This is a genomic window from Bacillus sp. J14TS2, from assembly GCF_018333015.1.
Lineage (GTDB): Bacteria > Bacillota > Bacilli > Bacillales > Bacillaceae_C > Lederbergia.
Genome location: NZ_BORE01000007.1, coordinates 214343 through 238882, shown reverse-complemented (window position 1 = coordinate 238882; position 24540 = coordinate 214343). Strand labels below are relative to the sequence as shown.

20 protein-coding genes, 1 pseudogene and 1 riboswitch are annotated in these 24540 nt (G+C 39.1%); of the genes and pseudogenes, 10 read left to right on the top strand and 11 right to left on the bottom strand.

Going from position 1 to position 24540, the window contains the following annotated elements; translation table 11 throughout:
- The first annotated feature begins 108 nt into the window (after positions 1 to 108).
- Together KI375_RS12860 and KI375_RS12855 are read left to right on the top strand one after the other, a co-directional pair.
- Positions 109 to 273 (top strand): hypothetical protein, encoded by a 165-nt coding sequence (locus tag KI375_RS12860; protein ID WP_212973891.1) that lies wholly within the window; start codon positions 109 to 111, stop codon positions 271 to 273.
- 109 nt (positions 274 to 382) lie between these two features.
- Positions 383 to 919 carry a hypothetical protein gene (locus tag KI375_RS12855; RefSeq protein WP_212973890.1) on the top strand — a complete coding sequence of 179 codons (537 nt, stop codon included), beginning with the start codon at positions 383 to 385 and terminating at the stop codon, positions 917 to 919.
- A gap of 391 nt (positions 920 to 1310) precedes the next feature.
- Here KI375_RS12855 and KI375_RS12850 read toward each other — a convergent pair whose 3' ends face one another.
- Positions 1311 to 2327: an aminoglycoside phosphotransferase family protein gene (locus tag KI375_RS12850; RefSeq protein WP_212973889.1), complete on the bottom strand. Its 1017-nt coding sequence runs from the start codon at positions 2325 to 2327 to the stop codon at positions 1311 to 1313.
- Positions 2324 to 3391 carry a ribosome small subunit-dependent GTPase A gene (gene rsgA, locus KI375_RS12845; RefSeq protein ID WP_212973888.1) on the bottom strand — a complete coding sequence of 356 codons (1068 nt, stop codon included), beginning with the start codon at positions 3389 to 3391 and terminating at the stop codon, positions 2324 to 2326. Before rsgA ends, KI375_RS12850 begins: the two co-directional genes overlap by 4 nt.
- A gap of 1042 nt (positions 3392 to 4433) precedes the next feature.
- Between rsgA and KI375_RS12840 the strand changes: the two genes are divergently transcribed.
- Both KI375_RS12840 and map read left to right on the top strand, forming a co-directional pair.
- The gene (locus KI375_RS12840; protein ID WP_212973887.1) at positions 4434 to 5990 is read left to right on the top strand and encodes a BCCT family transporter; all 1557 of its coding nucleotides are present in this window, start codon (positions 4434 to 4436) and stop codon (positions 5988 to 5990) included.
- Positions 5991 to 6140: 150 nt separating this feature from the next.
- Positions 6141 to 6884 (top strand): type I methionyl aminopeptidase, encoded by a 744-nt coding sequence (gene map / locus KI375_RS12835; RefSeq protein ID WP_212973886.1) that lies wholly within the window; start codon positions 6141 to 6143, stop codon positions 6882 to 6884.
- Positions 6885 to 7041: 157 nt separating this feature from the next.
- On the opposite strand, the gene KI375_RS12830 is transcribed toward map, so the two are convergent.
- Both KI375_RS12830 and KI375_RS12825 read right to left on the bottom strand, forming a co-directional pair.
- Positions 7042 to 8064: an AI-2E family transporter gene (locus tag KI375_RS12830; RefSeq protein WP_212973885.1), complete on the bottom strand. Its 1023-nt coding sequence runs from the start codon at positions 8062 to 8064 to the stop codon at positions 7042 to 7044.
- Positions 8065 to 8321: 257 nt separating this feature from the next.
- On the bottom strand, positions 8322 to 9149 hold the full coding sequence (locus tag KI375_RS12825; protein ID WP_212973884.1) for a sugar phosphate isomerase/epimerase family protein: 828 nt from the start codon (positions 9147 to 9149) through the stop codon (positions 8322 to 8324).
- A 173-nt stretch (positions 9150 to 9322) separates the two neighbouring features.
- Between KI375_RS12825 and KI375_RS12820 the strand changes: the two genes are divergently transcribed.
- On the top strand, positions 9323 to 10426 hold the full coding sequence (locus KI375_RS12820) for a hypothetical protein (RefSeq protein ID WP_212973883.1): 1104 nt from the start codon (positions 9323 to 9325) through the stop codon (positions 10424 to 10426).
- A gap of 84 nt (positions 10427 to 10510) precedes the next feature.
- Here the strand turns inward: KI375_RS12820 and KI375_RS12815 are convergent, their stop codons facing one another.
- Positions 10511 to 12403: a heavy metal translocating P-type ATPase gene (locus KI375_RS12815; RefSeq protein WP_212973974.1), complete on the bottom strand. Its 1893-nt coding sequence runs from the start codon at positions 12401 to 12403 to the stop codon at positions 10511 to 10513.
- Positions 12404 to 12707: 304 nt separating this feature from the next.
- Between KI375_RS12815 and KI375_RS12810 the strand changes: the two genes are divergently transcribed.
- Complete coding sequence (locus KI375_RS12810) at positions 12708 to 13628, top strand: ABC transporter ATP-binding protein (RefSeq protein WP_306419820.1); 921 nt, start codon at positions 12708 to 12710, stop codon at positions 13626 to 13628.
- 4 nt (positions 13629 to 13632) lie between these two features.
- Positions 13633 to 14469, top strand: a complete 837-nt coding sequence (locus KI375_RS12805) for an ABC transporter permease (protein WP_212973881.1) — start codon at positions 13633 to 13635, stop codon at positions 14467 to 14469.
- An 84-nt stretch (positions 14470 to 14553) separates the two neighbouring features.
- Here KI375_RS12805 and KI375_RS12800 read toward each other — a convergent pair whose 3' ends face one another.
- The 3 genes from KI375_RS12800 to KI375_RS27395 all read right to left on the bottom strand — a co-directional run bounded on the left by KI375_RS12800 (position 14554) and on the right by KI375_RS27395 (position 16584).
- Entirely contained in the window at positions 14554 to 14934 is a 381-nt protein-coding gene (locus tag KI375_RS12800) for a YxeA family protein (RefSeq protein WP_374706844.1), read from the bottom strand.
- Positions 14935 to 15046: 112 nt separating this feature from the next.
- A complete protein-coding gene (gene tenA / locus KI375_RS12795; protein ID WP_212973880.1) occupies positions 15047 to 15733 on the bottom strand; it encodes a thiaminase II in 687 nt (228 codons plus the stop codon).
- A 109-nt stretch (positions 15734 to 15842) separates the two neighbouring features.
- Positions 15843 to 15946, bottom strand: a riboswitch (TPP riboswitch).
- A 134-nt stretch (positions 15947 to 16080) separates the two neighbouring features.
- On the bottom strand, positions 16081 to 16584 hold the full coding sequence (locus tag KI375_RS27395; RefSeq protein WP_244852602.1) for a TM2 domain-containing protein: 504 nt from the start codon (positions 16582 to 16584) through the stop codon (positions 16081 to 16083).
- A 279-nt stretch (positions 16585 to 16863) separates the two neighbouring features.
- Here KI375_RS27395 and mgtE point away from each other — a divergent pair, with 279 nt between their 5' ends.
- Positions 16864 to 18222 carry a magnesium transporter gene (mgtE, locus tag KI375_RS12785; protein WP_212973879.1) on the top strand — a complete coding sequence of 453 codons (1359 nt, stop codon included), beginning with the start codon at positions 16864 to 16866 and terminating at the stop codon, positions 18220 to 18222.
- A gap of 121 nt (positions 18223 to 18343) precedes the next feature.
- On the opposite strand, the gene KI375_RS12780 is transcribed toward mgtE, so the two are convergent.
- Positions 18344 to 18940: a class D sortase gene (locus KI375_RS12780; protein ID WP_212973878.1), complete on the bottom strand. Its 597-nt coding sequence runs from the start codon at positions 18938 to 18940 to the stop codon at positions 18344 to 18346.
- Positions 18941 to 19210: 270 nt separating this feature from the next.
- On the opposite strand from KI375_RS12780, the gene KI375_RS12775 reads away from it, so the two are divergent.
- Both KI375_RS12775 and KI375_RS12770 read left to right on the top strand, forming a co-directional pair.
- Entirely contained in the window at positions 19211 to 20227 is a 1017-nt protein-coding gene (locus KI375_RS12775; protein ID WP_212973877.1) for a sugar kinase, read from the top strand.
- Positions 20228 to 20327: 100 nt separating this feature from the next.
- A pseudogene (locus tag KI375_RS12770) lies at positions 20328 to 21114 on the top strand (amidase family protein).
- A 64-nt stretch (positions 21115 to 21178) separates the two neighbouring features.
- On the opposite strand, the gene pflA reads toward KI375_RS12770, so the two are convergent.
- Both pflA and pflB read right to left on the bottom strand, forming a co-directional pair.
- Positions 21179 to 21940 (bottom strand): pyruvate formate-lyase-activating protein, encoded by a 762-nt coding sequence (pflA, locus tag KI375_RS12765; protein WP_212973876.1) that lies wholly within the window; start codon positions 21938 to 21940, stop codon positions 21179 to 21181.
- 370 nt (positions 21941 to 22310) lie between these two features.
- Positions 22311 to 24536, bottom strand: coding sequence for a formate C-acetyltransferase (pflB, locus tag KI375_RS12760; RefSeq protein ID WP_212973875.1), 2226 nt, complete (start codon positions 24534 to 24536; stop codon positions 22311 to 22313).
- Between the last annotated feature and the right edge of the window lie 4 nt (positions 24537 to 24540).

Below are 24540 nucleotides of genomic sequence, written 5' to 3'. Positions count from 1 at the left end.
CCTCCCTGCGATTAGCGGTTGTTGGATTTCAAATTTAAACGGAATTTAACAATGAACTCACTTTTATTTAACTTTCGGTAATTAGTATAAGGGCAGGAGGTTGTTATGATGGCTGTTAATTCAGAGTGTCTACTTGAAACAGATACTGTAGCAATGGGGGAAATAAATATGGAACATATAAACTTAACCGGCAGGCAAAGAATGAATTTTTTTGAACGGTTAACAAAGTCATCGGTTTGGCCTGCATACGTTGGTTGTATTTACATCGAATAAAAGCAATCTTGGATAGTCTGGCATACGGGGAAGGGCTATGCTGCTTTACGTAGATGGAAAGCTTTTAAAACTAATAGGCTTCATATCTAAAAAGGGAGGAGAATGTCTTTTGAGCTTAATACATGAGAAATATGTAAGGAAAGAAAAAGCTGATAAAACTTATTTGACGAAAAGATGGGGCTATGTTGCAGCCGTTGTACTGTTGCCATATGCGATTTTGAAGTCGCTTTGGGCCTGGGGATCAACAATAGGACTTACAACAAAACAAGCTGTCCAAGATCTAGCGGGGTTTGGTGATACATTACAGGAAGGGCCTGCTTTCCTAAATACGTTATATATCTTCGGAATAGACTTTACAGCAATCTTGGCAATCTTGGCATCTTTATTTGCTTTAACTTTCGTGACTTCATGGGGGGAGAAATTGCCAAAATGGTTACTGATCATAGCTGGATGGTCAGTTGGGGTGTTGACTGTGCTAATTAGCTTCTTGACAGCCCTTCAATTTTTAGGAGTACTTCCAAAAGGGCACGCTGAAGGGCTAGCCATTTGGGTATATTTGATAACGTACGGAGGGCTGTTCTTGTGGGGTGTAACTCTGTTTATGGCAACTCTGTCGTTTCAGCAAAGGGTTAGAAACAAACAATAAATAAGGAACCGGTGTAAGTGGCAGGTGGCTTTCTCTGAACGAGCCCTTTGAACGGCAAATTGAATATACCGCCTTTATTTTAAAAATATTTCATTTAAACTTAACCCATACAACGATTAATCTTAAAAGCTTGAAATGAAGGCAAAGTATTGGCGAGTATCAGCTAAGGTTCAATATGCAGGTTTGAAGAAGGGGCTACAGATTCATTTGGTGACAAGCTAGAGCCTGTTACTTTCTCCGGTTCAAACTAGGTAAAATAATAAAGACCAATTTTATTTGGGATATTAACTAGGGAATGCATTGTGATTAAAAGACCTTAAGTATACATGATCAGTATGTGAAGGTCTTTTGCATATACAAAATAGAGTTTAAGTTGAAACATATACAATATCTACATATTTCTCAACTCATAAATTTTTTTCAAGGTATTTAGGTGTAGTGATTTATCTTCGGGTGACTCAGCGAATTTATGCCATTCTACAAGCCTGTATCCGAACATAGCAAGGATTAGTTCATAGATACAATGATCGGAGATATGGGCCACATCCGCATATTCCGAAAAACCTCTGTAATATGCTGGAATACATTTTTGGTAGTATTCAATCATATAAGAGATGTCTGGTTCATCCGTTATTAAACTTGCGATATCCTCGCCCATGTATCCCCAACCGGTGGTATCCCAATCGATAAGTACGATTTTCCCGTCCGCATAGAATATATTTTCCACCCAAAAATCTCTGTGACAAAGCACGATGGGGAGTTTTTCAATCTGACTAAATATCTCGTCCGCATTGCTATCTAAGTCTATGAGCATTTTACAGAGGTAATTCGGAATTTCGCAGTCATCAGAGCGTATATAATCATACAAAACATTCCATGACCGGTATCGCAAATAGTAGTTTTTCATATACTCAACCTTGCTTAAATTGGTCAAATTCTGCAATATGCTTGGTTGTTCGGTGTACATCCTGCCTTGAAATCGCCCTAATTCCTCGGCTATATGTTCATACATTTCTGGGGTTAGATTTAGGCCGGATTCCCCATCAATATACTCTATCCACAGTTGAATCTCATCACCATTTATTTCGGCGTGATAACACTCTGGGAAACGGAACGAATCGGAGAAGACCTTTTTGAAATCCGATGTATAGAGATCGTATTCCCTTCGCCATGAACCCGAATCACCATAACGCTCAAATTTTTTCTGTGTTTTCCAAACCATCTTATATGGCAGATTTTCACCATCGGAAGTTTCAACCATGCCTGTTACAAGCCGAACATCTCCTAGTGTCCCACCTTGCAACTCTTTGAGTCGATAATCTGCGCGGATTACCGTCTTATTAAACATTTTACTTAAAGCAAGCTCCAGTGTTTCGGGATTAACAAACTTCTCATCATGGTTGTTCATTTCTTATAACCTCCCTTTTTCCCCTTATGTCGCATGGCGATTGCCTTTTTCCGTGCTCGCTTATCCATGAGATAACCTGATTTATCATCCACAAATTTGTTTTCCCGCTTCTGTGCCTGGTAATGCTCCCAATGATCTGACGCCAATGATCCATCTGCAAGGGCGGCAAGGACTGCGCAACCCGGCTCCGTCTGATGGCGGCAATCATTGAAGCGACACTTTGTGAATAATTCCTCCACATCGTTAAATCCTGCACTGATGCCGTCGTCCGCACCGAATAGTCCAAGCTCACGCATACCCGGCGTATCAATAACCATTGCCCCTGAAGGGAGCATGAAAAGCTGGCGATGCGTTGTTGTGTGTCGCCCGCGGCTGTCAGCCTCACGAATATCCTTGACAGTCATCACTTCCTGATTCATCAAGGCGTTTAGCAGCGAGGATTTTCCTACGCCTGACATGCCGAGGAATACCACCGTTTTTCCTGGTTGCAGATATTCACTTAACTCATCTAAACCAATTCCCGTGTGACTGGAAACTGCGTGTACTGGTACATCAGGAGCAGTTTTCTGAACCTCAGCCAACGGTGCATTGTAATTTGGGACCAAGTCGGCCTTTGTTAAGATTACAACAGCCTGGCCGCTGCTCTGCCGTGTCTGTGTTAGGTAGCGCATGATGCGGCTGACATTGAAATCCCAGTTTAGGGACGATACGATAAATACGTAATCAAAATTTGTTGCTACGACTTGCTCCAGTATGGTTTTAACATACCCTGCTGCGTGTCCTGAATAGTCAGCACGGGAAAATTTCGAGCGGCGAGGCAGCAATTTAGCAATGAGAGAAGCGCCGTCTTCGTTGTATTGTAGAAATACAAAATCGCCAACGCACGGAAAATCCTCCCGAGTCACTGCTGTGTGATAAAAACTGCCCTTCAATACAGCCGTGACTTCTCCTTGTTCGGTGATGACGGTATATTGCTCTCGCTGCAGTTCGGTAACCCTTCCAGGGATTAAACCTAGTGGTGGTGTTTCGTCTTCGATATAGCCGTATTGTTTCAAATCAATCATTAAATTTATCCTCTCCTAAAAATTAATGTTGTTTTTGGATATAAACCGCAAACAAATAGCCTGCTAAGATGCTACTGTTGCGCTCAAAAGCCAAAAGTCGGCTTATAGTCAAAAAGGGATACGTCCTTCATTGTATCCCGCTAACAGCGTATTCACGAAAGATTGCTGTTTACGGCATAGCAAAAAAAGAATACAATCTCACTTCTATAGTTTGACTGAACCTCTTATGAGGGCTCAATAGAAAGTTTGATTATAAGCAAATTTTATCAGTCAGCTACTTCTCTCAAGCGATTTGAAGGTGGCCTCTTTTACAGAAAGAGTATTCTCTGCATATACTTCCCCGTACTTTCTAAAGCCAGGTATTATGGGTAACCAATTTCCTGATGATGGTAACTGCAAAGATTAGTGAATTAAGAATGCAGTGGAAAATGAGCTGGATAAATATCCTAATATACGGAAATTATAAAGAGTAAGGAAGTGATCCAAATTGGAGATGGTGACAAACAGCAGATCGCTGAACCTACTCATGCAAAATTCTAGCTTAATCTAGTCTAATGAAAAGCAAAGAACGCCTTTCTTTGTCTTAGAACATTTGCTTGTCGAAGGTAGAGAACCTCTTGCATTTTTATTGTATTTATATAGTATTTGGCGGAATCCCGGAGATTATTGAGGATATATAATGTATATTCGCCTCAAGAGAGATAGGACATCTATAACACAAATAATGCAGGAATATCATATGTGCTTCATCATAATCTTTACGTTAGACTAAACAGGTGCGAAAAAGGCCTGGCAAAATCGCTTTTCATTATTTATTTTATAAATAACCTCTATGCACCACCTCATCATCTTTTCACAGCTTACAAAGATGGTTGAAATTTTGCTCAAATGTAACGAATTAAGTTCAGTAAAACTTTTATTGGGTTATCTACTATTGCTTCAAAAAAACCTCGTATTATTTTATTGGTTTTACGTGTATATACTCTCTAATCGAAGTAAAGTCCACTCTGAACAAATCTAAAATGGGAGTTGTCAATTTAATATGAAAAAAGCTTCACTTGTTTTTTACGTTTCATTAGCGATTGTGGGAGGGTTAGTCCTCTTAGGCGTTATTATGCCTACATCGTTTGAAAGGATTACTAGTGTTGCACAAAGCTTTATTACAGATACCTTTGGCTGGTATTATTTGGTGTTAATAATGGTATTTGTTATTGCCTGTGTCTATCTATTTGTAAGTCCAATTGGTCGGATAAAGCTTGGTAAACCAGATGACGAGCCTGAGTTTTCAAGACCGACTTGGATATCAATGCTTTTTAGTGCAGGCATGGGAATTGGTTTAATCTTTTATGGAGCATATGAACCACTTAGTCACTATGCGATAAGTTCACCTACTGGGGAACTAGGTACTAATCAAGGTGCGAAGGATGCTCTAAGGTTTACCTTCTTTCATTACGGTATACATGGTTGGGCAATTTATGGAGTGATCGCGTTAGTACTTGCTTACTTTACGTTTAGAAAAGGTGAATTAAGTTTAATTAGTAGAACATTGAGACCGATTATTGGCAAACATGCAGATGGATTAGTAGGTCAAATCATTGATGTCATCGCGGTGGTTTCAACCGTTTTAGGGGTTGCGACATCACTTGGGTTTGGTGCGATGCAAATAAATGGGGGGCTTTCTTATTTATTTGACGTACCCAGCAACTTTACAATTCAAGCGCTGATTATTTTTGTTGTGACTATTTTATTTATGATATCTGCGTTAACTGGTTTGAGTAAAGGGATTAAAATATTAAGTAACGTGAATATGGGCCTTGCCGCCGTCCTTTTCTTGGCAGTATTTATTTTAGGGTCGTCTGTTTTCACTTTAAATCTCTTTGTCGATTCGGTAGGGGAATATTTCCAAAACTTCATTAATATGGGGCTACGAATGGCTCCGTTCGACAGAGAAATTCGTAGCTGGATTAATGATTGGACAATTTTTTACTGGTCATGGTGGATTGCATGGTCACCATTTGTCGGTGTATTTATTGCTAGGGTATCAAAGGGTAGAACCATCCGTGAATTTATTTTGTGTGTTCTATTAATTCCATCACTTATTGGCTTTGTATGGTTTGCGAATTTTGGAAGTGCAGCCATTACAACAGAAATGTCTGGGACGATGTCGCTATCTTCCTTGTTACCTGAAGAGACTCTTTTTGGCGTTTTTGAAGGATTTCCATTTAGTATCACGTTGTCGATTCTAGCAATGATATTAGTTGGCACGTTCTTTATAACATCAGCGGACTCTGGGACGTTTGTTTTAGGTATGATGACAGCTAATGGAGTATTAAATCCAGATAATAAAATAAAAGTGATTTGGGGCGTATTGCTTTCAATGACCTCTGCTGCGCTACTTTATTCAGGCGGTCTACAGGCATTGCAAAACACAATGATTCTTGCAGCTCTGCCGTTCTCGGTGATTTTGATCGTAATGTTGACTAGTCTCATGAAAGCTTTAAATCAGGAGGCAAAAGAACTGGGACTGGGAAAAGAAATTAAAAAGGAGAAAAAGAAACAAGCGGGAAAACATAGTGAAGAAGCCTCAAAAGTTACATAAATGAAAATGATGAAAGCCATGTATTTACTTTACTTAACTGATACATGGCTTTTTTAGTGAGAAATTGTAGATAAGGAAAAGCCATTCCGTTTATACTAGAATCTGAATGGAATACTGATTATAAAATACTTTAAAAAGTGTGGGGATACAATGATTGCAAAGACGGAAGAAGATTTTAATGGATTAAAAGAAATTGGTAAAATTTGTGGAATGATTCGCGATGAATTAGTTCATTGTACAAAACCTGGAATGACGACAAAAGAACTTGATGAAATGGCGAGAGAGATGTTTGAAAAAGCAGGAGCACAATCTGCACCAAAAGGAGAATACGACTTCCCCGGATATACATGTATTAGCATAAATGAAGAAGTAGCCCACGGGATTCCAGGGGAACGAATCATTCAAGAGGGGGACCTTGTTAATATTGATGTGTCAGGTTCGAAAAACGGTTATTTCGCAGATACAGGAATTTCGATTGTAGTTGGGAAAGGAGAGGTAATTTTACAGAAAATATGTGATGTTGCTAAAGAGGCATTCGACGCTGGACTTAAGGAGGCTAAACCAGGTTCGAAAAAAAGCGCGCTCGGAAAAGCTGCACACAATGTAGCAAAACAGCATGGCTTAACAGTCATAAAAAATCTTACTGGACACGGTATTGGACGCTCCATTCATGAAGCACCAGATCATATTTTCAATTACTACTCTCACTGGGATGATGAAATTCTAAAAGATGGTATGGTTATTGCCTTTGAACCGTTTATCTCTACATTTGAAGAGGAGGTTTATCAATCCGAAGATGACGACTGGACCTTCCTAACCGATGAAAGCTTTGTGGCTCAATATGAACATACGATTATTCTTACGAAGCAAGGGCCGATTATCACTACATTATGAACATTGCAAACACTGCAAAGATCCATCAGAAAAAATGGAGAGACTTACATTTTTTCTGATGGAAATAAAGGAGAATTCAATTTGGAACCAAAGTTATATGAAGGAGTTAGATATTGTTGCTTCGGATGAGAATTTAAAACTCTCTAAACTAAGACTTTTACACATTGGCCGTTCCCTTCACTACTTTATTCGTTACACCCAAAACATCCAGCAGAAAAACAAACACTGGAATCCCGATGATCAGTCCCCACACCCCGAAAAAGTTTTGTGAGAAGAGCAGGACGATAAACGTATAAAAAACAGGTAAATCTGTTTTTGAAGACATAAGCTTGGGATTTAATATATAAGCTTCTATAGCATGGATGACCATAACGGCGATAAATAAGTATACGACTTTTAGGAATCCCCCGATTGTAAAAGCAATGATTGTTAAAGGAACTAGTGAGATGATCACACCGGCAACAGGGATTAGGCCTAAGAAGAAAGTCATAAAGGCTAGCCCTATGATCTGTGGAAACCCAAGAATCATTAAGACAATGACTGTTAAGAAAGTATTGATGAGGGCAATGATGAATTGTGCTTCAATGACTTTTCCAAACGTTTGGGAAAACTTCTTACCAAAGAACTCAATTTCATTATAAAATGGAGCAATTTTACTGTTTTTAAATTTGTTCGTGAATTCGATTAAACGTGGTTTCTCAATTAGGAAAAATAAGCTTAATAATAATGCAATTAATACTTGGACGCTCGTTTTGCTAATATCGGAAAATGATCTTAATAAAAATGAAAAGCCATTTTCTATGTAAGTTGTAATTTGCTCGCTTGAAATAATTGATTCAATATAATTAACGATTATATTGTCATGCGGTTGGATGGAGAAATTTGTGATTTGTCTAATGAGCTGACTAATTTCTACTGAGATGATTGGCAAATACTTTACAATTCCAACTGTCAGCAAACCAACGATCATAGTGTACAGCAATAATACGAGCAGAGTGCGGTTTAAACGTATCCGAGCAATCGTAAATTCTACAAGGCCATTCATTAAAAACGAAAAGATAAATGTTAGTAGAATCAGATTCATCATGCTTCGCACACTAAAAAGAATAAATACGATTAAGGCAAAAATAATAAATCTCTTTACGCCCTTTTTTTGAAAAAAATCCGTCATCGCTTCCATATGAAATGCTTCCCCTTATACCCTAATTTTTAAAAATTTGTCAATATATTTAGTATCTACTTAAAGGGGAGAAAATACAAGTAAGACCATTGTCAAAATTTAAAAAAATAAACAGATTTTCTGAGCAGAACAAGGCTGGGACATAACTAAAATACTAGGCTTCAAAGACGAACAATGAGCGAAGTATATTTCGGTCCTATTAGTTCGGTTTTTCTTTGGTGAAAACACTTTTGCCCCGGCCTCGTTTTTAAAGATTATTATAGGTAGTCCTCGACGATTTTCTTTGTCCGCTCAATCCCTTCCCACATATCACCAGGTCCGTCATAAATGATGACGATAGGTCCATCGTAGTGAGCCTGTTTTAAAAGATCCAAACAACGTCTAAATTCATCTTGATCTGGTATTCCGTCCTTATCATATTGGGGTTTTGCGTGAATGGAGTCGCTATAAGGAATTATTCTCGCTAATTCATTGTATTTTTCTGCTCCACTCATATTTCCAAAATCCGTAATCAATCTAATCTGTTCATCAGACTGATTGACAATATAAAGGCAATTTTCACTTGTGCTTGAGAGAGTACGGAAATTCTCTGTTATGATCTTGACGCCTTTCTGTCCCGCATAAACAGCCAGTTCATGTAAATATTGAGAAACGCGAGACAAAGCATCTTGATCGTCAGCAGGGGCATCTCCCGCTACCACTCTTACACGCTCCGCTCCTACTTCTGCGGCTATATCAATCCATTCTTTAATAAGCTCCATATCCGCATCCACTCGTTGTGTATCCGTAGATGATAGATCTCCATAATCTAATAAAAGCGTATAAAGTCGCATGTTGGCATCCGTACAAGCCTTTTTTAATCTTTGTAGATAAAGGGAATCTGTAAAGGGAAAATGGAAATGGCAGAGCTCAAAAGCTGCAAATCCCTTCTCCTTTAAAATAGTCGGTAAATCCAATAGATCAATGACATTATCTTGCTGTTCTAGTTTGGTTATATGCTTTTTTTGTGCGTTGTCCCAAGCGGTCCAGCGTAGTGGTCCAAGCAGTCGATGTAAACTCCAAGTACTAACAGATAAATAAGACATAAACAAACCCCTTTCAAAAAGAAACTCTTTTGTAAAGATTCGTTCTAAACTCATGAATTCCTTTAAATTTATGAATATTCCTCACCTTAGACAGTATGCTTTTTTTATTTAAGAGGCCTCAAGTATGTTACGATTTAGGTAATTTCATATTTTATGTTTGGTGGGGATGCAAATTGAAAAAAACAATCATCGTTATTGCGATTATTCTTGGGGGAGCCTTCTTAATTTTTGTTCTTCCTGTTTTGGTAATAGGGTATATGATTTCCCATGAGGTTCAGAAAGTAAAAGATGAATATGGGTATTCAAATGAGGAAATTATCGAATATGTGGAGGAGGAACATGGATTTGTGGTAGAGGTGTTAAGCAATGAAGGTCGTGATCCAAGTAGCAAGGGACTGGTTGTTCAGGATGCGCGAGTTCGTCAAGTGGATGAGGATCAATTAGAATTTGATATCCAGATTAATACATTTGGCAAAATCAAGGGCGATAATTATAAGGAAATTAAGCAAAGGTTTGATCTCAATCTTGCTTATCAAAATTCCGAGTTGTTCCACGACCTTCAGCAATTGGGATTTACCAATCTTTCTTTTGGAGAGGAAGCAGATGACCCCGAATTTTATATTGCTTTGCCAACAAAACAGTATATGGCAGATCCAGAAACATTACAGATGCTATACGATGCCATTCCTTTACTTAAAAAGTTGCAGGCTGAAGTATCAAAAGAGGGATATGAATTTAATGAAGTGTCAGTCCATGGAGCCAATCTAGAAATAGGTACGTCTTACCAATCTCCAGAAGATCTAGGAAACAAATTCGCTGCAGATAATATTTCCCATTTCGAGTATCAGTTTATAGAGAATGACAGGGAACAAGTTCAAGAGATTTTACCTCAGCTGCAAAACCATGGCTTCAATAAAGATAACAATGATTCAATGTTGACATGCTATGAGATGGTAGAATATCAACAATGTCATGCTTATGAATTAACCCTACATTCGTACGAAAGCGCAGAAGATGATCATGATTCTCTTCAGTATGATGTTGAAAATGATAGAGACAATCTGTTCCAAGCAATCGAGGAAATCAATAAAGTAGAACTGCCAATTAAAAAGATCCGAGTAGACTCTGTGTATACTCCGGAAAATCCAGATGACCAGGTTTATACAGAGGAAGAACTGAGGGCAAGAGATGGGGTTGTACAATTCGCAAACAGAACGGTCGAAATTATCAACTTTGATAAACTAGAAACAGCGAAAGATATTGAATTTATTTATTGAGAAGAAAGCTGTAATTTGTAGCAAAGCCTATATTTATCACAGAAGACAACTATTATAATTCAACAAAAAACTACGGGGCTGAATTCAGCCCCGCAACAATCTTAAGCTATTCAGGATGACCAGAATCGTACTGCCTTCATGGCCGACTACTCCGAGCGGCAAAGATAGATCCTGCATGAAGTTCGCAGCAATGAGCATCACGATGATAGCAACGGAAAACACCATATTTTGTTTGACAATCCGGTTCATCTTTTTTGATAGACGGATTGTGTTGGGAATTTGGCGTAAGTCATTCTTCATGATTACAACATCTGCCGTTTCGAGAGCGGCATCGGTTCCTGCACCCATGGCAATTCCGACATTTGCCATCGCCAGAGCAGGTGTGTCATTTGTTCCATCACCCACCATTGCCACCCAATGGTATTTTTTTGTCAGTTCCTTGATCACTTCCAGTTTTTCATCAGGTAGGCATTCAGCTTTATACTGCTTTAAGCCTATTTCGTGTGCGATATCACGAGCGGTTTCCTCGCTATCACCCGTAAGCATAAATGTATCGATGCCTGCAGCATTGAGAGCTGATATGGCTTCTTTCACATCTGAACGTACTATATCTCTTAAGGCAAGCGCTCCGATAATTTCCCTATCTTGTTTTACAAACACAATCGTTTTTCCAATTGCCTCTAGACGAGTTGTGGTTAGAAATTCTTTAGCATCTTCCTTTCCGACAAAATCAGCTTTTCCGATATGATAGCGGGCTCCGTTTATCATTCCTTCTATGCCCCAACCGGGAACATCCTTAATCTCTTCAGCTTCAAGCAACGGGATCTCCGCCCTTTTTGCCCTGCTTATAATGGCTGAAGCGAGCGGATGATTGGAGTAGTGTTCTATGGAAACAGCGACCTGCAGAATTTTGTCTTGGTCCCATCCGTCGCGAGCGACAATATTTGTAACTTCGGGTTTACCGGCTGTTAGTGTACCAGTTTTATCAAAGGCAATCGCTGAGAGCTTCGCTAATCCTTCTAAATGTACACCGCCTTTAAACAGCACACCTTGGCGGGAACCGTTGGATATAGCCGAAAGGACCGCTGGCATTGTCGAGGCGACAAGCGCGCAGGGCGATGCGACAACAAGAAGAACGAGCGCTCGATAGATCGTCTCATTCCAAGACCATCCAAACAGGTAATGCGGTAAGAACATCATCAAACCAGAACCAATCAGCACAACCATAACGTAGGTATTTTCAAGTCTTTCAATTAAAAGATGTGCTGGCGGTTTTTCCTCCTGAGCGTTTTGAACAAGCTTGATAATCTTTTGAAACAGTGTATTTTCGTTTGTTTTGCTGACCTTGACGTGTATAACTCCATCGAGATTGACTGTACTAGCAAGGACTTCTTCACTTTCCCTTTTCGCCACTGGCATCGATTCCCCTGTGATAGCCGACTCATTGATGGAGGTTTTCCCTTTTACCACGATCCCGTCAGCTGGCATGAGTTCGCCTGGTTTGACAAGAATAACATCACCAACTGTCAAATCTTTGGCAAGTATGCTTACTTCTCTGCCATTACGAAGAACATGTGCTGTTTCGGGTTGAAGCGACATCAAGGCAGAAAGCTCATTTTTGCTTTTGTTCATTGTGTATGTTTCTAGTGCCCCACTCAGCGCGAAAATAAAGATCAACACAGCACCCTCTAACCAATAGCCAATAATCGCCGCCCCGATTGCGGCGAGAAACATAAGCAATTCGACGTTCAATGTTTTATGATTGATGGTTTCTACAATGCCTTCCTTCGCTTTTGCGAAACCACCAATCACGAAAGCCGCAATAAACAGGCTATTAATCACAAGGCCTGACATCACCATTGAAAGGCCCCAGCCTAATAGAATCAAGGCACCCGCGGCAAGCGCTGCAATCATTTCACCATGGTTTTGAAGTTGTTCTTTCCAATGAGTGTTCTTAGGGTTAGGGGGAATTGTCATAAATTGTTGTTCTGTGATTCCCATAATCATTTGCTCCTTTCTAATTGAGAATGAAATTCAAATTCATTAACCTTAAAAACGCCGAAAGCTGCCGCTAAATAGCGACAGCAATCTTTATTTAAAAACATTACAATATTATATTTGCTTTAATATAACACATATCTATATAAAAGAAAAGCAAATGCTAATAAAACAAGTGACTTCTTCAATGAGGTCTTTTTCTGAAAAGCCGCTTGACTTTATCCATAAGTGAATGGTAAATTTTATAATAGACCGACAGTCAGTCTATTATAAGAAAGAGGCGATGCTCTTGGAAAGTATCATTATTGTTCAAGACTTTGTGAAAAAGTATGGTGACTTTACAGCGGTTGATCATGTTTCTTTTGAGGTTGAAAAAGGAAGTATCTTTGCCTTTCTGGGGCCAAATGGAGCGGGGAAAAGTACGACAATTCAAACCCTTTGTACGATCCTAGAGAAAACTTCAGGTACGATGCTGATCGACGGCAAAGATGTTGACAGAGATAAAGATAAAGTAAGGGGGACAATCGGTGTTGTTTTTCAGGATTCTACCCTAGATAACAAAATGACAGTGGAAGAAAGTTTAAAAATGCATGGACATTTTTATGGTGTACCAAAATCGATAATCGGTGAGCGAATCCAATTTGTTTTGGAGCTAGTTGATTTGACAGATTGGAAAAGGGAAATGGTTAGTCGTTTATCTGGAGGAATGAAACGAAGAGTAGAAATAGCAAGAAGTCTTTTGCATTTTCCGAGAGTATTGTTTTTAGATGAGCCGACAACAGGTCTTGATCCACAGACGAGGGCTAATATTTGGGATTATCTTATCAAGCTGCAAAAGGAAAAGGAAATGACGATCTTCTTGACGACACATTATATGGATGAAGCAGAAATTTGTGATCAGGTTGCTGTCATGGATTATGGCAAAATGATTGCTTTTGATTCTCCTGCTGTTTTAAAACAAAAGTATACAAAGGATATAGCACAAATAACAAGCGTAGATACAGAAGGTTTAGAAACCCTTCTTCAAGAACATGAAATGAAATTTACAAAAAGGGGAAATACCTATTCTGTACAATTGACGGAGTTATCGAATTTAATTGCGATACTTGGTGAGCATCGCTCAGCCATTCAAGGGTTAGAAATAAAGAAGGGTACTTTGAACGATGTGTTTCTTGAATTGACAGGAAGGAATATAAGGGGGTAATTAGGTGAGGGTGATTGCTGCATTATGGGGGAGAAATGTAAAATTATTTATGAGAAATCGAACTCAACTAATTTTAATCTTTATTATGCCATTTTTTTACTTATATCTAATCAGTACCATATTTGAAAGTGCCTTTATTAGTAATCCAGAAAATTATGTTCTATCAGGTATTGTGATCATTGTTGTGTTTCAGACCTCACTCAATATTGCCACTTCAACAATCGATGACATTGTGTCTGGCTATATGAAGGAAGTCCTTGTTAGTCCGGTTAAACGAATCCAAATTGCTGCTGGACAAATATTATCGTCAACAACGATTGCCACGTTACAAGGGATCATTATCTTATTTATTGGCTATTTCATTGGTTTAAAATATACCCATATGATGACACCAGTTTTTGTGATTGCTTTTATGATTTTTGTCGGGCTTGTTTTTTCGGCATTTGGGTTATTTTTAGCGACAGCTGTAAAGAATTCCCAGACATTCCAAATTGCTTCGATGGCAGTCACGACTCCCATTACTTTTTTATGTGGTGTCTATGTGCCATTAAGCCTTTTGCCAAATGGTTTACAATTTCTGGCTTTATTCAATCCTATGACCTATGCAGCTGCTTTCTTTCGAACACTGAGCTTAGAAAAAATGTCTTTATCTGTAGAGGAGCTACTAGAGGAACAACTTGCTTTTAAAGTGAGTACATTCGTCATTACACCACAAATCAGTATGATTATTATTCTATTATTTGGTTTATTATTTTTATTCCTGTCAACTCTAGCTTTTTCTAAAGTTGATTTTTCAAGAATGAATCGTGCCAAGGGTCAAAAGGATATTTTTCAGCAATAATTATGAATAAAAAGGGGAGGTTAACATTTTATGAAGTGAGAGAGAGGAAGTCTCATCAACCATTGGGTTAGAAAACCAGGTTCTTCAATTAGAGGATACCTGGTTTTCTAGCTTTTCCCTTACCTTACTTGGGAGATCCTCCCATAATACTTCTTCCCACGTTTTAATATATTTTCCCTTCGCATCAACTCGGAGATAGGCTGAATCCCGCAATTCTCCTCCAGCATAGAAGGTGACTGTTCGTTCTTTTCCCGATTCATCAAAACCGGAAAGTGTATAATCATAACCACCTGGGGAACGAGGGGTGCCCTTTTCCGTTATTTGCACATAAACATCTTTCTTCGGAACAAGAGGATTAAATTGATCTGTAACCTCATTATGAAAGATGAGAGAGGCGGCCACTAATCCTCCGACTATTATGAGTATACTAAGTAAACCAATGTGCCAGCTTTTCATTCGCTCCATTCCTTTCTCTCCTTGTTTAAGCTAAGTTTAGCAAGGAGTGTCACAAAAGAGCGATCTAGATTGCTTACACATAAATTACATTTTTGTAAGATTATAAGAGTTCATACCTAGATCAAAATGGAACTGACGGTGTTTGTTCAGATAGCCATTTTTCCTCCTGGTAAGCCATTTCCCAAAAAGCTAGCTCATACTCTTTAGCGATAACAAATTGTTCCTTGATTTTCTCCTTTTCTGCCACGCTAGCAGTGGCAACAACGTGGTTTAGCAAGTCAATTTGCTCTTGTGTGGAGCTTTGGAACCATTCGCTTGCATAAGTTTCAATCCATTTTTTGTAGATCGGCTCATTCGAAGTTGCATGCTCATATGTTTTCCCAATATCAGCATAAAGCCAATAGCAAGGTAGCATTGCAGCAATCGTTTGGGCAAAGCTTCCAGAAAAAGCGGCTCGGTATAAATGCGATGTATAGGCATAGGCAGTTGGAGCTGGACGAAAATGTTCCAGTTCTTCTTTCGTAATATTCAGGACTTTGGCGTGTTCTTCGTGAACTGTAAGCTCAGCCTGAGCGGTCAATTGAGCCTTTTTAGCTAAAAGTGCAGTATGGCTAAAGTCGTCTGCTTGTGCAGCCGCCATCGCGTGAATTTTTCCGTAATGTTTTAGATAGTAAATGTCCTGCAGAATATAATATTTAAATTTTTCTAAAGGTAAATCTCCTTGGACAACCCCTAGGACAAAGGGATGCTTTAAGCTAAGTTCCCAACTGTGTTCAGTGGCTTGTCTTAATTCCTCTGTAAATAGCATAAAAAAATCCTCCTCTAATGCATCGTTTCCGACTGATGGGAGAAGGGTGGTTGCTTTCTTATCCAAAGAGAATGCTCTGTTTTCATAACTAATACACATATCCTCTAAGAATGAAAAAATTCCACTTCCCTCCGCTGGTATTAACCAGTTCAGGTTCTAAGGGTCCTAAAGAATACTTTAATCTCAGCCATAATGGCTCCCCTAGTAGAAACAAATGATTTAATTTTTTTAAAATTTCTATTAATATTATCACACAAAATATGAATGTCAAATGTCAGTTAATGATGATCTAGGAGGAATAGCTTTTAAAAGAGGAACAAGGGTTTTTCTTAGCCTTATTCCTTACGTTAGACCACTCGATAGCCTTTATCGTGTTTTCTCGCAAAGCTCTCATCGCTGGATACAAGATAAATAATTCCCTCAATAAACCCTACAACAGCGGGGATATAGGTCCAAAAGAAAACTAGGTAAATCAGCCCTTGAACCCATTTTCCTATATAAAATTTGTGCGCGCCAAGAGAGCCGAGGAAAATCCCAAGAAGTCCAGCAGCTACTTTACTTTTTGTGTATACAGGTACACCGTGATGTCCGCCAGTAGCACTGGATGAACTGCTGGAGGCACTTGAACTTGCGCCTCCAGCATTCATAAATACCATTGGTTGCTGTTGATTTCGACTGGAATCTTCAAGCTTTTCAACCTTTTTTTTATTCTCATCAAATAATTCCTCAAGGCAAGTCTTACAATAATTTTTGCCTTTAATCTCGGTATTACATGATTCACAGATAAATTTTCCACAACCAATACAAACGCCGACAGACGGATTCTCGTTATGTAAATAACAATTAGACATAAAAACACCTCCCTTTCCAATAAATGTATATTAAGTCCTAGTTCTATTTTACTGTTAACCGATTAGAAAGTAAATGGAATAATTGCCGGTTTTAACCAAATTAGAATAAGGCATCTAGAATGTACTTTACTAAAATTTATCGTTGTCTGGCTCCTTTTAAAATTCAGCGTCTCGTCAAACTGGTTGTTTTAACTTTCATGCCTTATCAGCTATAGATAATAGTTTGAGAGAATGAAAAAGTGGATATAGATGGGTAATGAGAATCAGAGGAGGATCCAAATGTTAAGTGATAGGGACTGCGAAAAATTAGCACTTGAAGTCGTGGAATGTATTAACAATGAAAAGTTTTGGGAAGTGAATGATCTCTTGGAGGAGAAGCATCCCTATAATTTGAGCGTGATCTTTCAAAGCTTACCAGAAAAATATAGAGCGCCATTCTTAGATAATTTGGACGTTTCAATGATCGCCAGTATGATGAAAAAACTTGGCACAATGCAACAAATGGAAGCATTGGGGAAGATTGGTCCTAATAAGGCGAATAAGGTGTTAGCTCTACTCGATGGGGATATTCTAGCTCATCTGTTAAAAGTATATCCAGACGCCCGCTTAAAACGTTATTTGTCAGGATTAGGGACAGGACAAGCTGACTTTATCCAGAAGAAATTAGGATTTCCAGATGGATCTGCAGGTCGTTTAATGAGTAATCAATATATTGCTTTACAAGATTCTATAAATGTAGAAGAGGCTATTCTTCAGGTGCGCGAACTAGCCTTTTACTCTGAGTCTTTACAATATATTTATTTACTCAATAAATATAATCAATTAACAGGCATTATCGCTTATCGGGATTTAATTATCGCTGCACAAGGTGAAAAGCTTGAAGACATTATGAATAGACAAGTGATTTGTATATCAGCTTTAATGAAACGAGCAGAACTTGCTCGGTATTTACAGCGATATGACCTGAGTGCTTTACCAGTTTTGGATGAAGAAGGGTGCCTTATTGGGGTTATTAAGTTTGAAGATATTATCAATGTACTCATTCATGAGGCACGTGAGGATTATGGTAAGTTTTCGACTGCTAGTAAAGAAATTGATTTTCAGACCAAGCCCTTGACAGCAACGCTTCGTCGTTTGCCCTGGTTGGTTGCTCTTTTATTTATTGGGCTTGTTTCGGGAAGTATTATTTCGAAATTTGAAGGAACGTTAGAACAAGTTGTGGCCCTGGCTTTTTTTATGCCTCTCATTGCTGGTATGACTGGTAACACTGGCACACAGTCACTTGCTGTTGTTGTAAGAGGATTAGCTGACCAAGAGGTTGGATTGAAAAAAGCAGCAAGGCTTCTATTACGAGAGGCTTGGGTTGGTGTGATGATAGGGATTATCTGCGGATTATCCATTGCTCTAATCGCCTTTATATGGCAAGGAAATTTGTATCTTGGCATTGTTGTGGGAGGCTCCTTATTACTAACCTTAATCATTGGAACTTTAGCTGGTACGCTCATTCCCTTGGTATTATACAAGTTTGGCATCGATCCAGCGGTTGCCTCTGGCCCACTTATTACTACGATCAATGACATCTTCTCGTTATTCATTTACTTTTCAATCGCTTCTTTCTTTTTGGACAAACTCATTTAGTTAAACAATAGCGAAAAGGAGTTATGTGAGCATGCCCCATGTACTCCTTGATGTAAACCAATGAAATTAAAAAAGCTAGGGCAAAATGGTATATTACCAAATCTTTTGCCGAAGCTTATTTTTAATCCTGAAATGGTGTGGCATAAAGGATATACCGATCAGGAGCATTTCCAATGTAATGAAAGGGGTAGCAGGTTGTCACTGTGAGCATTTCTTCTTCGTATTCATCAGGTCTGATCACAGAAAGATCATCTTCTGGAACAATTTCTGAATCTTGAATTGTATATTCAAATGAACCATAGGGCATTTCAACAATAAAGCGATCACCAATTTCTAATTCGCCAAATTGACGGAATACGGTATCGCGATGCCCGGATAACACAATTTGACTTTCCTCTCCAGGGTAAGATGTTCCTGGATAATGGCCAACCCCGCGTTCAAGGTCTTCCTCATCAACTCCCGCTATAATGGGTAGTTCCTTGTCTAGAGAAGGGATTTTTAGAATGCCAATGACATCTCCTTGGTCTGCTTGGAAGTCAACAGTCTCTATTTTATCTGCTTGTGAAGCTGGCTGCTTTTGACTGGATGAGGTAATTCTCTCTTTTGCTTCTTGAATCGCATTGGCTTGTAATCGATCTGCTTGCCATATTTGCCAAACGCTAAAGAGAATTAAAACGCTGCCTCCTACAATAAGCAAGAGAGGAAGGATTTTTTTCATCTAACAATCTTCCTTTACATTTGAAATGGTAAAAAAGTAAGTACGACTTGCCAGAACGATAGGTAGTTATGTATATTATACATGTTTATCGTTTCAATGTGAATCAAGAAAAGAAGTGGTACACTAGAGAGAGAAAGGACTCGAAAGTGTTCATTTCCGTAATCGTTTCCAGTTAGATCAGGAAGGTCTGTTTCTCTTGCCAAAAAACTATGGAGAGTTTGCTGGGAAGAAGATCTAAAGATGATTTGAAATAGAAGGGTTTGAGAGATAATGAGTAAGAGAATAGCAGCTTTTGGAGAAGTCATGATGCGATTGCAAGTACCGAACTACGAACTATTAACCCAAGCGAACACCTTACAGTACTCCTTTTCAGGTACAGGTGTAAATATTGCAGCAGCACTGGCACGTATGGGTCATAAAGGATATCTTATTTCTACCTTACCAGAAAATGCATTAGGAGATGCCGCATTTAGTTATATTAGAAAATTAGGTATTGAGACTGATTTTGTCCAGCAACATGGTCCTTATATCGGCATGTATTTTTTAGAAGATGGTTTTGGAAGTCGTTCGAGTCGTGTGACCTATTCAAATCGTCAGGAAAGCAGTTTTAACACAGCCTCAGAACCCCTTTATTCATTTAAGGAAATAGCTGGCTCAATTGATCTTGTTCATTTTTGTGGTATTACTTTAGCTATGAACGATGAAGTGCGCACCCAGATGAAGAGGTTAGCTAGAGAGGTAAAAGCAGCGGGGGGAACGGTTGTATTTGACTGTAATTATCGTCCGTCACTATGGGGCGATAATGGGTATGAAATGGCAAAGCCTCATTATGAGGAAATGTTGGAACTAGCAGATATGGTGATGATGAATGAAAAAGATGCCATGCTGACACTTGGTATGGAGACCAATCAGCAGGACCGTCAAACTCAATTAGAGGAGTTGATCCCAAAAGTGGCGCAGAAGTATGATATCTCAATGATTGCTGGAACCCATCGGCATATTCATGATCATCAGCTTCATACTTTGAAAGGCTTTCTATACAAGAATGAACAGTTTACCTATTCAAAATTCCTCCAATTCTCAGTATTAGATCGAATTGGGGCAGGGGATGCTTTTACAAGCGGAGTGATCCACGGTATGCTCCAAAATGAGTCCCATCAGTGGATCGTTGACTATGCTGTTACCGCTGCTAAGTTAGCCCACACTATTGTGGGGGATACCCCTTTATCTACGGAACGAGAGATTATGCAAGCAATGGATCATGGAGTGGGTGATGTGGAAAGATAAAAGGGATACACAAAAGTTTATTAGACTGTTTTAGACACTTCTTAACACAATGATTGAATATAGCAAAGTACTACAATAAACATAAGGATTGGTTTAATAGATGGGGATAAGTTTTAAACGCTTTTTTAGAGAAGAGCTGTCCATAAATGAGATTCAAGTAGCTATGGATCGCGGGGAAATTACTTCAAAAGAATTAGTAATGTATTATTTAGATAGAATTGCAAAATATGATCAGGCTGGGCCTAACATTAATTCCATGCTTGAAATAAATCCAGAAGCGATATTTATGGCAGAAGCGCTCGATAATGAAAGAAAAATAAAAGGGGGTAGGGGACCTCTACACGGTATACCGGTTGTACTAAAAGATAATATAGAAACAAATGATTCAATGCATACAAGTGCAGGAGCAATTGCTCTAGAGAACCATTTAGCTAGCCAGGATGCATTTCTAGTGAAAAAGCTCCGTGAAGCCGGTGCGGTTATATTAGGTAAGACAAATATGACAGAATTAGCAAATGGAATGTCTAGCGAAATATGGGCAGGATAAGTTGGAACGTAGAGAGGGTTTTCCTAATACACTAAGAAATCCCGAATATTTAAACGCAAAAGTAGAGGATTTATATTTTTCTCAAGAACAAGGAATTGATTATGCGCTGAAAAAGTATGGACTTGATGCCATTCTATTCCCGTCATATATTGGGTCAACAATAAGTGCAAAAGCTGGATATCCATCCATAGCCGTACCAGCTGGTTATATGAAAAGTGGAAGACCTTTTGGTATAACTTTTGCCGGCACTGCTTTTAGTGAAGAAACCTTAATAAAACTTGCATTTGCATTTGAACTGGCAAGTAAGCTGCGGAAAGCTCCCAAGTTTTATAAAAAATGAATTTTCCTTTGTGTAAAAACCTAGAATTATCAGTGGGGCATAAGAAATCCCCACTGATTTAGGATCACTTAGTTTGTTCAACCTGATCTTCATTGCGTAGTATGTTATAGGCCCAATTTACTTTTTCATCCGATGGTGTTTCTACACCCTTTAGTTTATATTCGATTCCCATAGCCTCATATTTATAAACGCCTAATTGATGGTAAGGGAGGATTTCAATTTTTTCAACATTGTTTAAGCTATGAATGAAAGTGGACAACCGTCGCAAATCATCTTCATTATCTGTCCAGCCGGGTACAAGAACGTGGCGAACCCAAATAGGTTTTTGTTTTTCTTCCAAATAGTGGGCAAAATCAAGAATATGTTGATTGGATACACTGGTTAATGCTTTATGCTTTTGTGGATCGATTTGCTTTAAATCTAATAATACAAGATCTGTTACTTCCATTAGCGCATCTAGTGAGCGCATAAATCTTTCTTTTCTCGTGAAACACCCTCCTGAACTATCGATACATGTATGGATCCCAAGTTTTTTACATTCAGTAAATAACTCTGTGATGAACTCTGTGTGCAACAGCGGCTCACCCCCACTTACTGTCACCCCTCCATTTGATGCTTGTAGAAAGGGAAGATAGCTACGTATGTCCTTCATTAACTCGTCTATGGAGATTTCTTTCCCTTCTCCTCTGCCAAAAGCCCAAGTGTCTGGGTTATGACAGTATAAGCATCGTAATAAACAGCCTTGTGTAAAAATGACATATCGTAAACCAGGGCCATCGACTGTCCCGCAAGACTCTACAGAGTGAATCCTTGTTTGCACTTTCATCCTTCTAACCCCCTCTTCAGTAAAATCGAAAATAGATCTGACACGTCTTGGATGCATAGGCGTGATAGACATTGTCTTCCTAATCTAATGCCCCCCACTTTTGTTCTGCTTTGGGAACTTTAAAATTCTTGGCTTGTGGATAAGTTGTAATCTTGAGTTTTGTCATCCAGCTCCAGCGCCCAGCGACTAGCAAACTTTCAGCTTCTTCCTACGATAAGTCAACATCGGCTCATGTTTCGCCGTGTATCCTTTATCTCAGGCATACAGGATGTATGTCAGAACAGCGTTGCGCCAGGACGGCGCGTTTTTAGCTGTTCATCCTTACTATGAAAGTTTGTACGTCGCTAAACGGGCGCATGCGCTTTTGTTCTTACATCGTTTCATGGAAGGTGCGGTTAATGACGTCGATTTGTTGTTCCCGTGTTAATTTTATGAAGTTCACCGCATATCCAGATACCCGAATCGTTAATTGCGGATATTCTTCAGGATGCTCCATTGCGTCTAGTAATGTATCTCTGTTGAAGACATTAATATTTAAGTGATGACCTTTCTTCACCATGTACCCATCCAGAATAGCAGCAAGGTTTGTATTTCTTATTTTTTCTTCTTTTCCCAGAGCTTTTGGCACGATGGAGAAAGTATTGGAAATACCGTCAAGGGCATAATCATAAGGTATTTTAGCAACAGAGCTAAGAGAAGCTAGAGCACCTTTCTGGTCTCTTCCATGTAACGGATTTGCACCTGGTGCAAATGGCTCTCCTTTACGTCTGCCATCTGGCGTATTTCCAGTTTTCTTGCCGTATACAACATTAGATGTAATCGTTAGTACAGATAAAGTTGGAGTCGCCCCCCGGTAAGCTTGGTGCTTCTGGAATTTGTTCATAAATGTTTTAACAACTTCAACGGCGATTTCGTCGACACGATCATCATTATTTCCATATTTAGGGAAGTCACCTTCAATATCAAAATCAACGACAAGACCATTTTCGTCACGAATCGTTTTTACCTTGGCAAATTTGATGGCACTTAAAGAGTCAGCTACAACCGATAATCCAGCAATCCCTCCGGCCATTGTTCTTATGATATGTCGATCATGCAAGGCCATTTCAATCCGTTCATAGCTGTATTTATCATGCATGTAATGAATCACATTCAATGCATTCATATACAGCTTTGCGAGCCAATCCATCATTTGATCAAACTTCTCCATGACTTCGTCAAATTCTAGGTATTCTGTTGTAATCGGAGCGAATTCAGGGCCAACCTGAAGATTTTTCAATTCATCCCTTCCGCCGTTGATAGCGTAGAGCAATGCTTTAGCCAAGTTTGCACGTGCCCCGAAGAATTGCATTTGTTTTCCAATTCGCATCGCTGAGACACAACAAGCAATCCCGTAATCGTCCCCGTAATGTTCCCTCATTATATCGTCGTTTTCATATTGAATTGAACTTGTTTGAATGGACATTTGGGCACAGTAATCTTTAAATGCCTCCGGAAGTTTTGGTGACCATAAAACCGTTAAATTAGGTTCAGGAGCTGGGCCAAGATTCTCTAAAGTATGCAAGAAGCGAAATGAATTTTTCGTGACTAGTGGTACGCCATCAAGGTTGATTCCGCCAATTGATTCTGTTACCCATGTTGGATCCCCACTAAATAACTCATTATAATCAGGAGTTCTTGCAAATTTTACAAGTCGTAGTTTCATTACAAAATGATCAACAAGTTCCTGAGCTTCTCTTTCATTCAACGTTCCGTTCTGCAAATCTCTTTCAAGATAAATATCAAGAAACGTAGAGACACGCCCTAAACTCATGGCAGCACCATTTTGTTCCTTAATCGCAGCTAAATAGGCGAAATATAACCATTGGAAAGCCTCACGTGCATCCTGAGCTGGTTTGGAAATATCAAAACCATAGCTTTGAGCAAGCTCTTTTAATTCTTGCAAAGCCCTAATTTGTTCGGCCGTTTCCTCCCGCTCTCGAATGATTTCTTCTGTCATTGTGCCATCATTAAGCATTAAATCCTTTTGTTTCTCCTGGATGAGGAAATCGACACCGTAAAGGGCAACCCGGCGATAATCACCTATAATTCTCCCACGTCCATATGCATCTGGAAGCCCTGTGATAATGCCCGCTTTTCTAGCCATTCTCATTTCAGGAGTATAAACGTCAAAGACACCTTGATTATGAGTCTTTCTATACGTTGTAAAAGTATCATGGACTTCGTCCGCCACCTTGTAGCCATATGCTTCAGCAGCCGCTTCCGCCATACGAATACCGCCATAAGGCTGGAGAGAACGTTTAAAAGGCTGATCCGTTTGAACGCCTACTACTTTTTCTAAGTCTTTGTTTAAATAACCAGCTCCATGAGAGGTGATAGTTGAGACAATCTGGGTATCCATATCTAGAACGCCGCCATTGTCTCTTTCTTGTTTGGTTAGGTCCATAACCTGATCCCATAGAGTTTCAGTTTCCATTGTCGGCCCCTCTAGAAAATCGCCATTGCCCTCATATAAATTATAATTAAGCATGATAAAATTTCGAACATCTACTTCTGATTGCCAAGATCCTTCTATAAAATTTTCCCATTGTTCCATTATG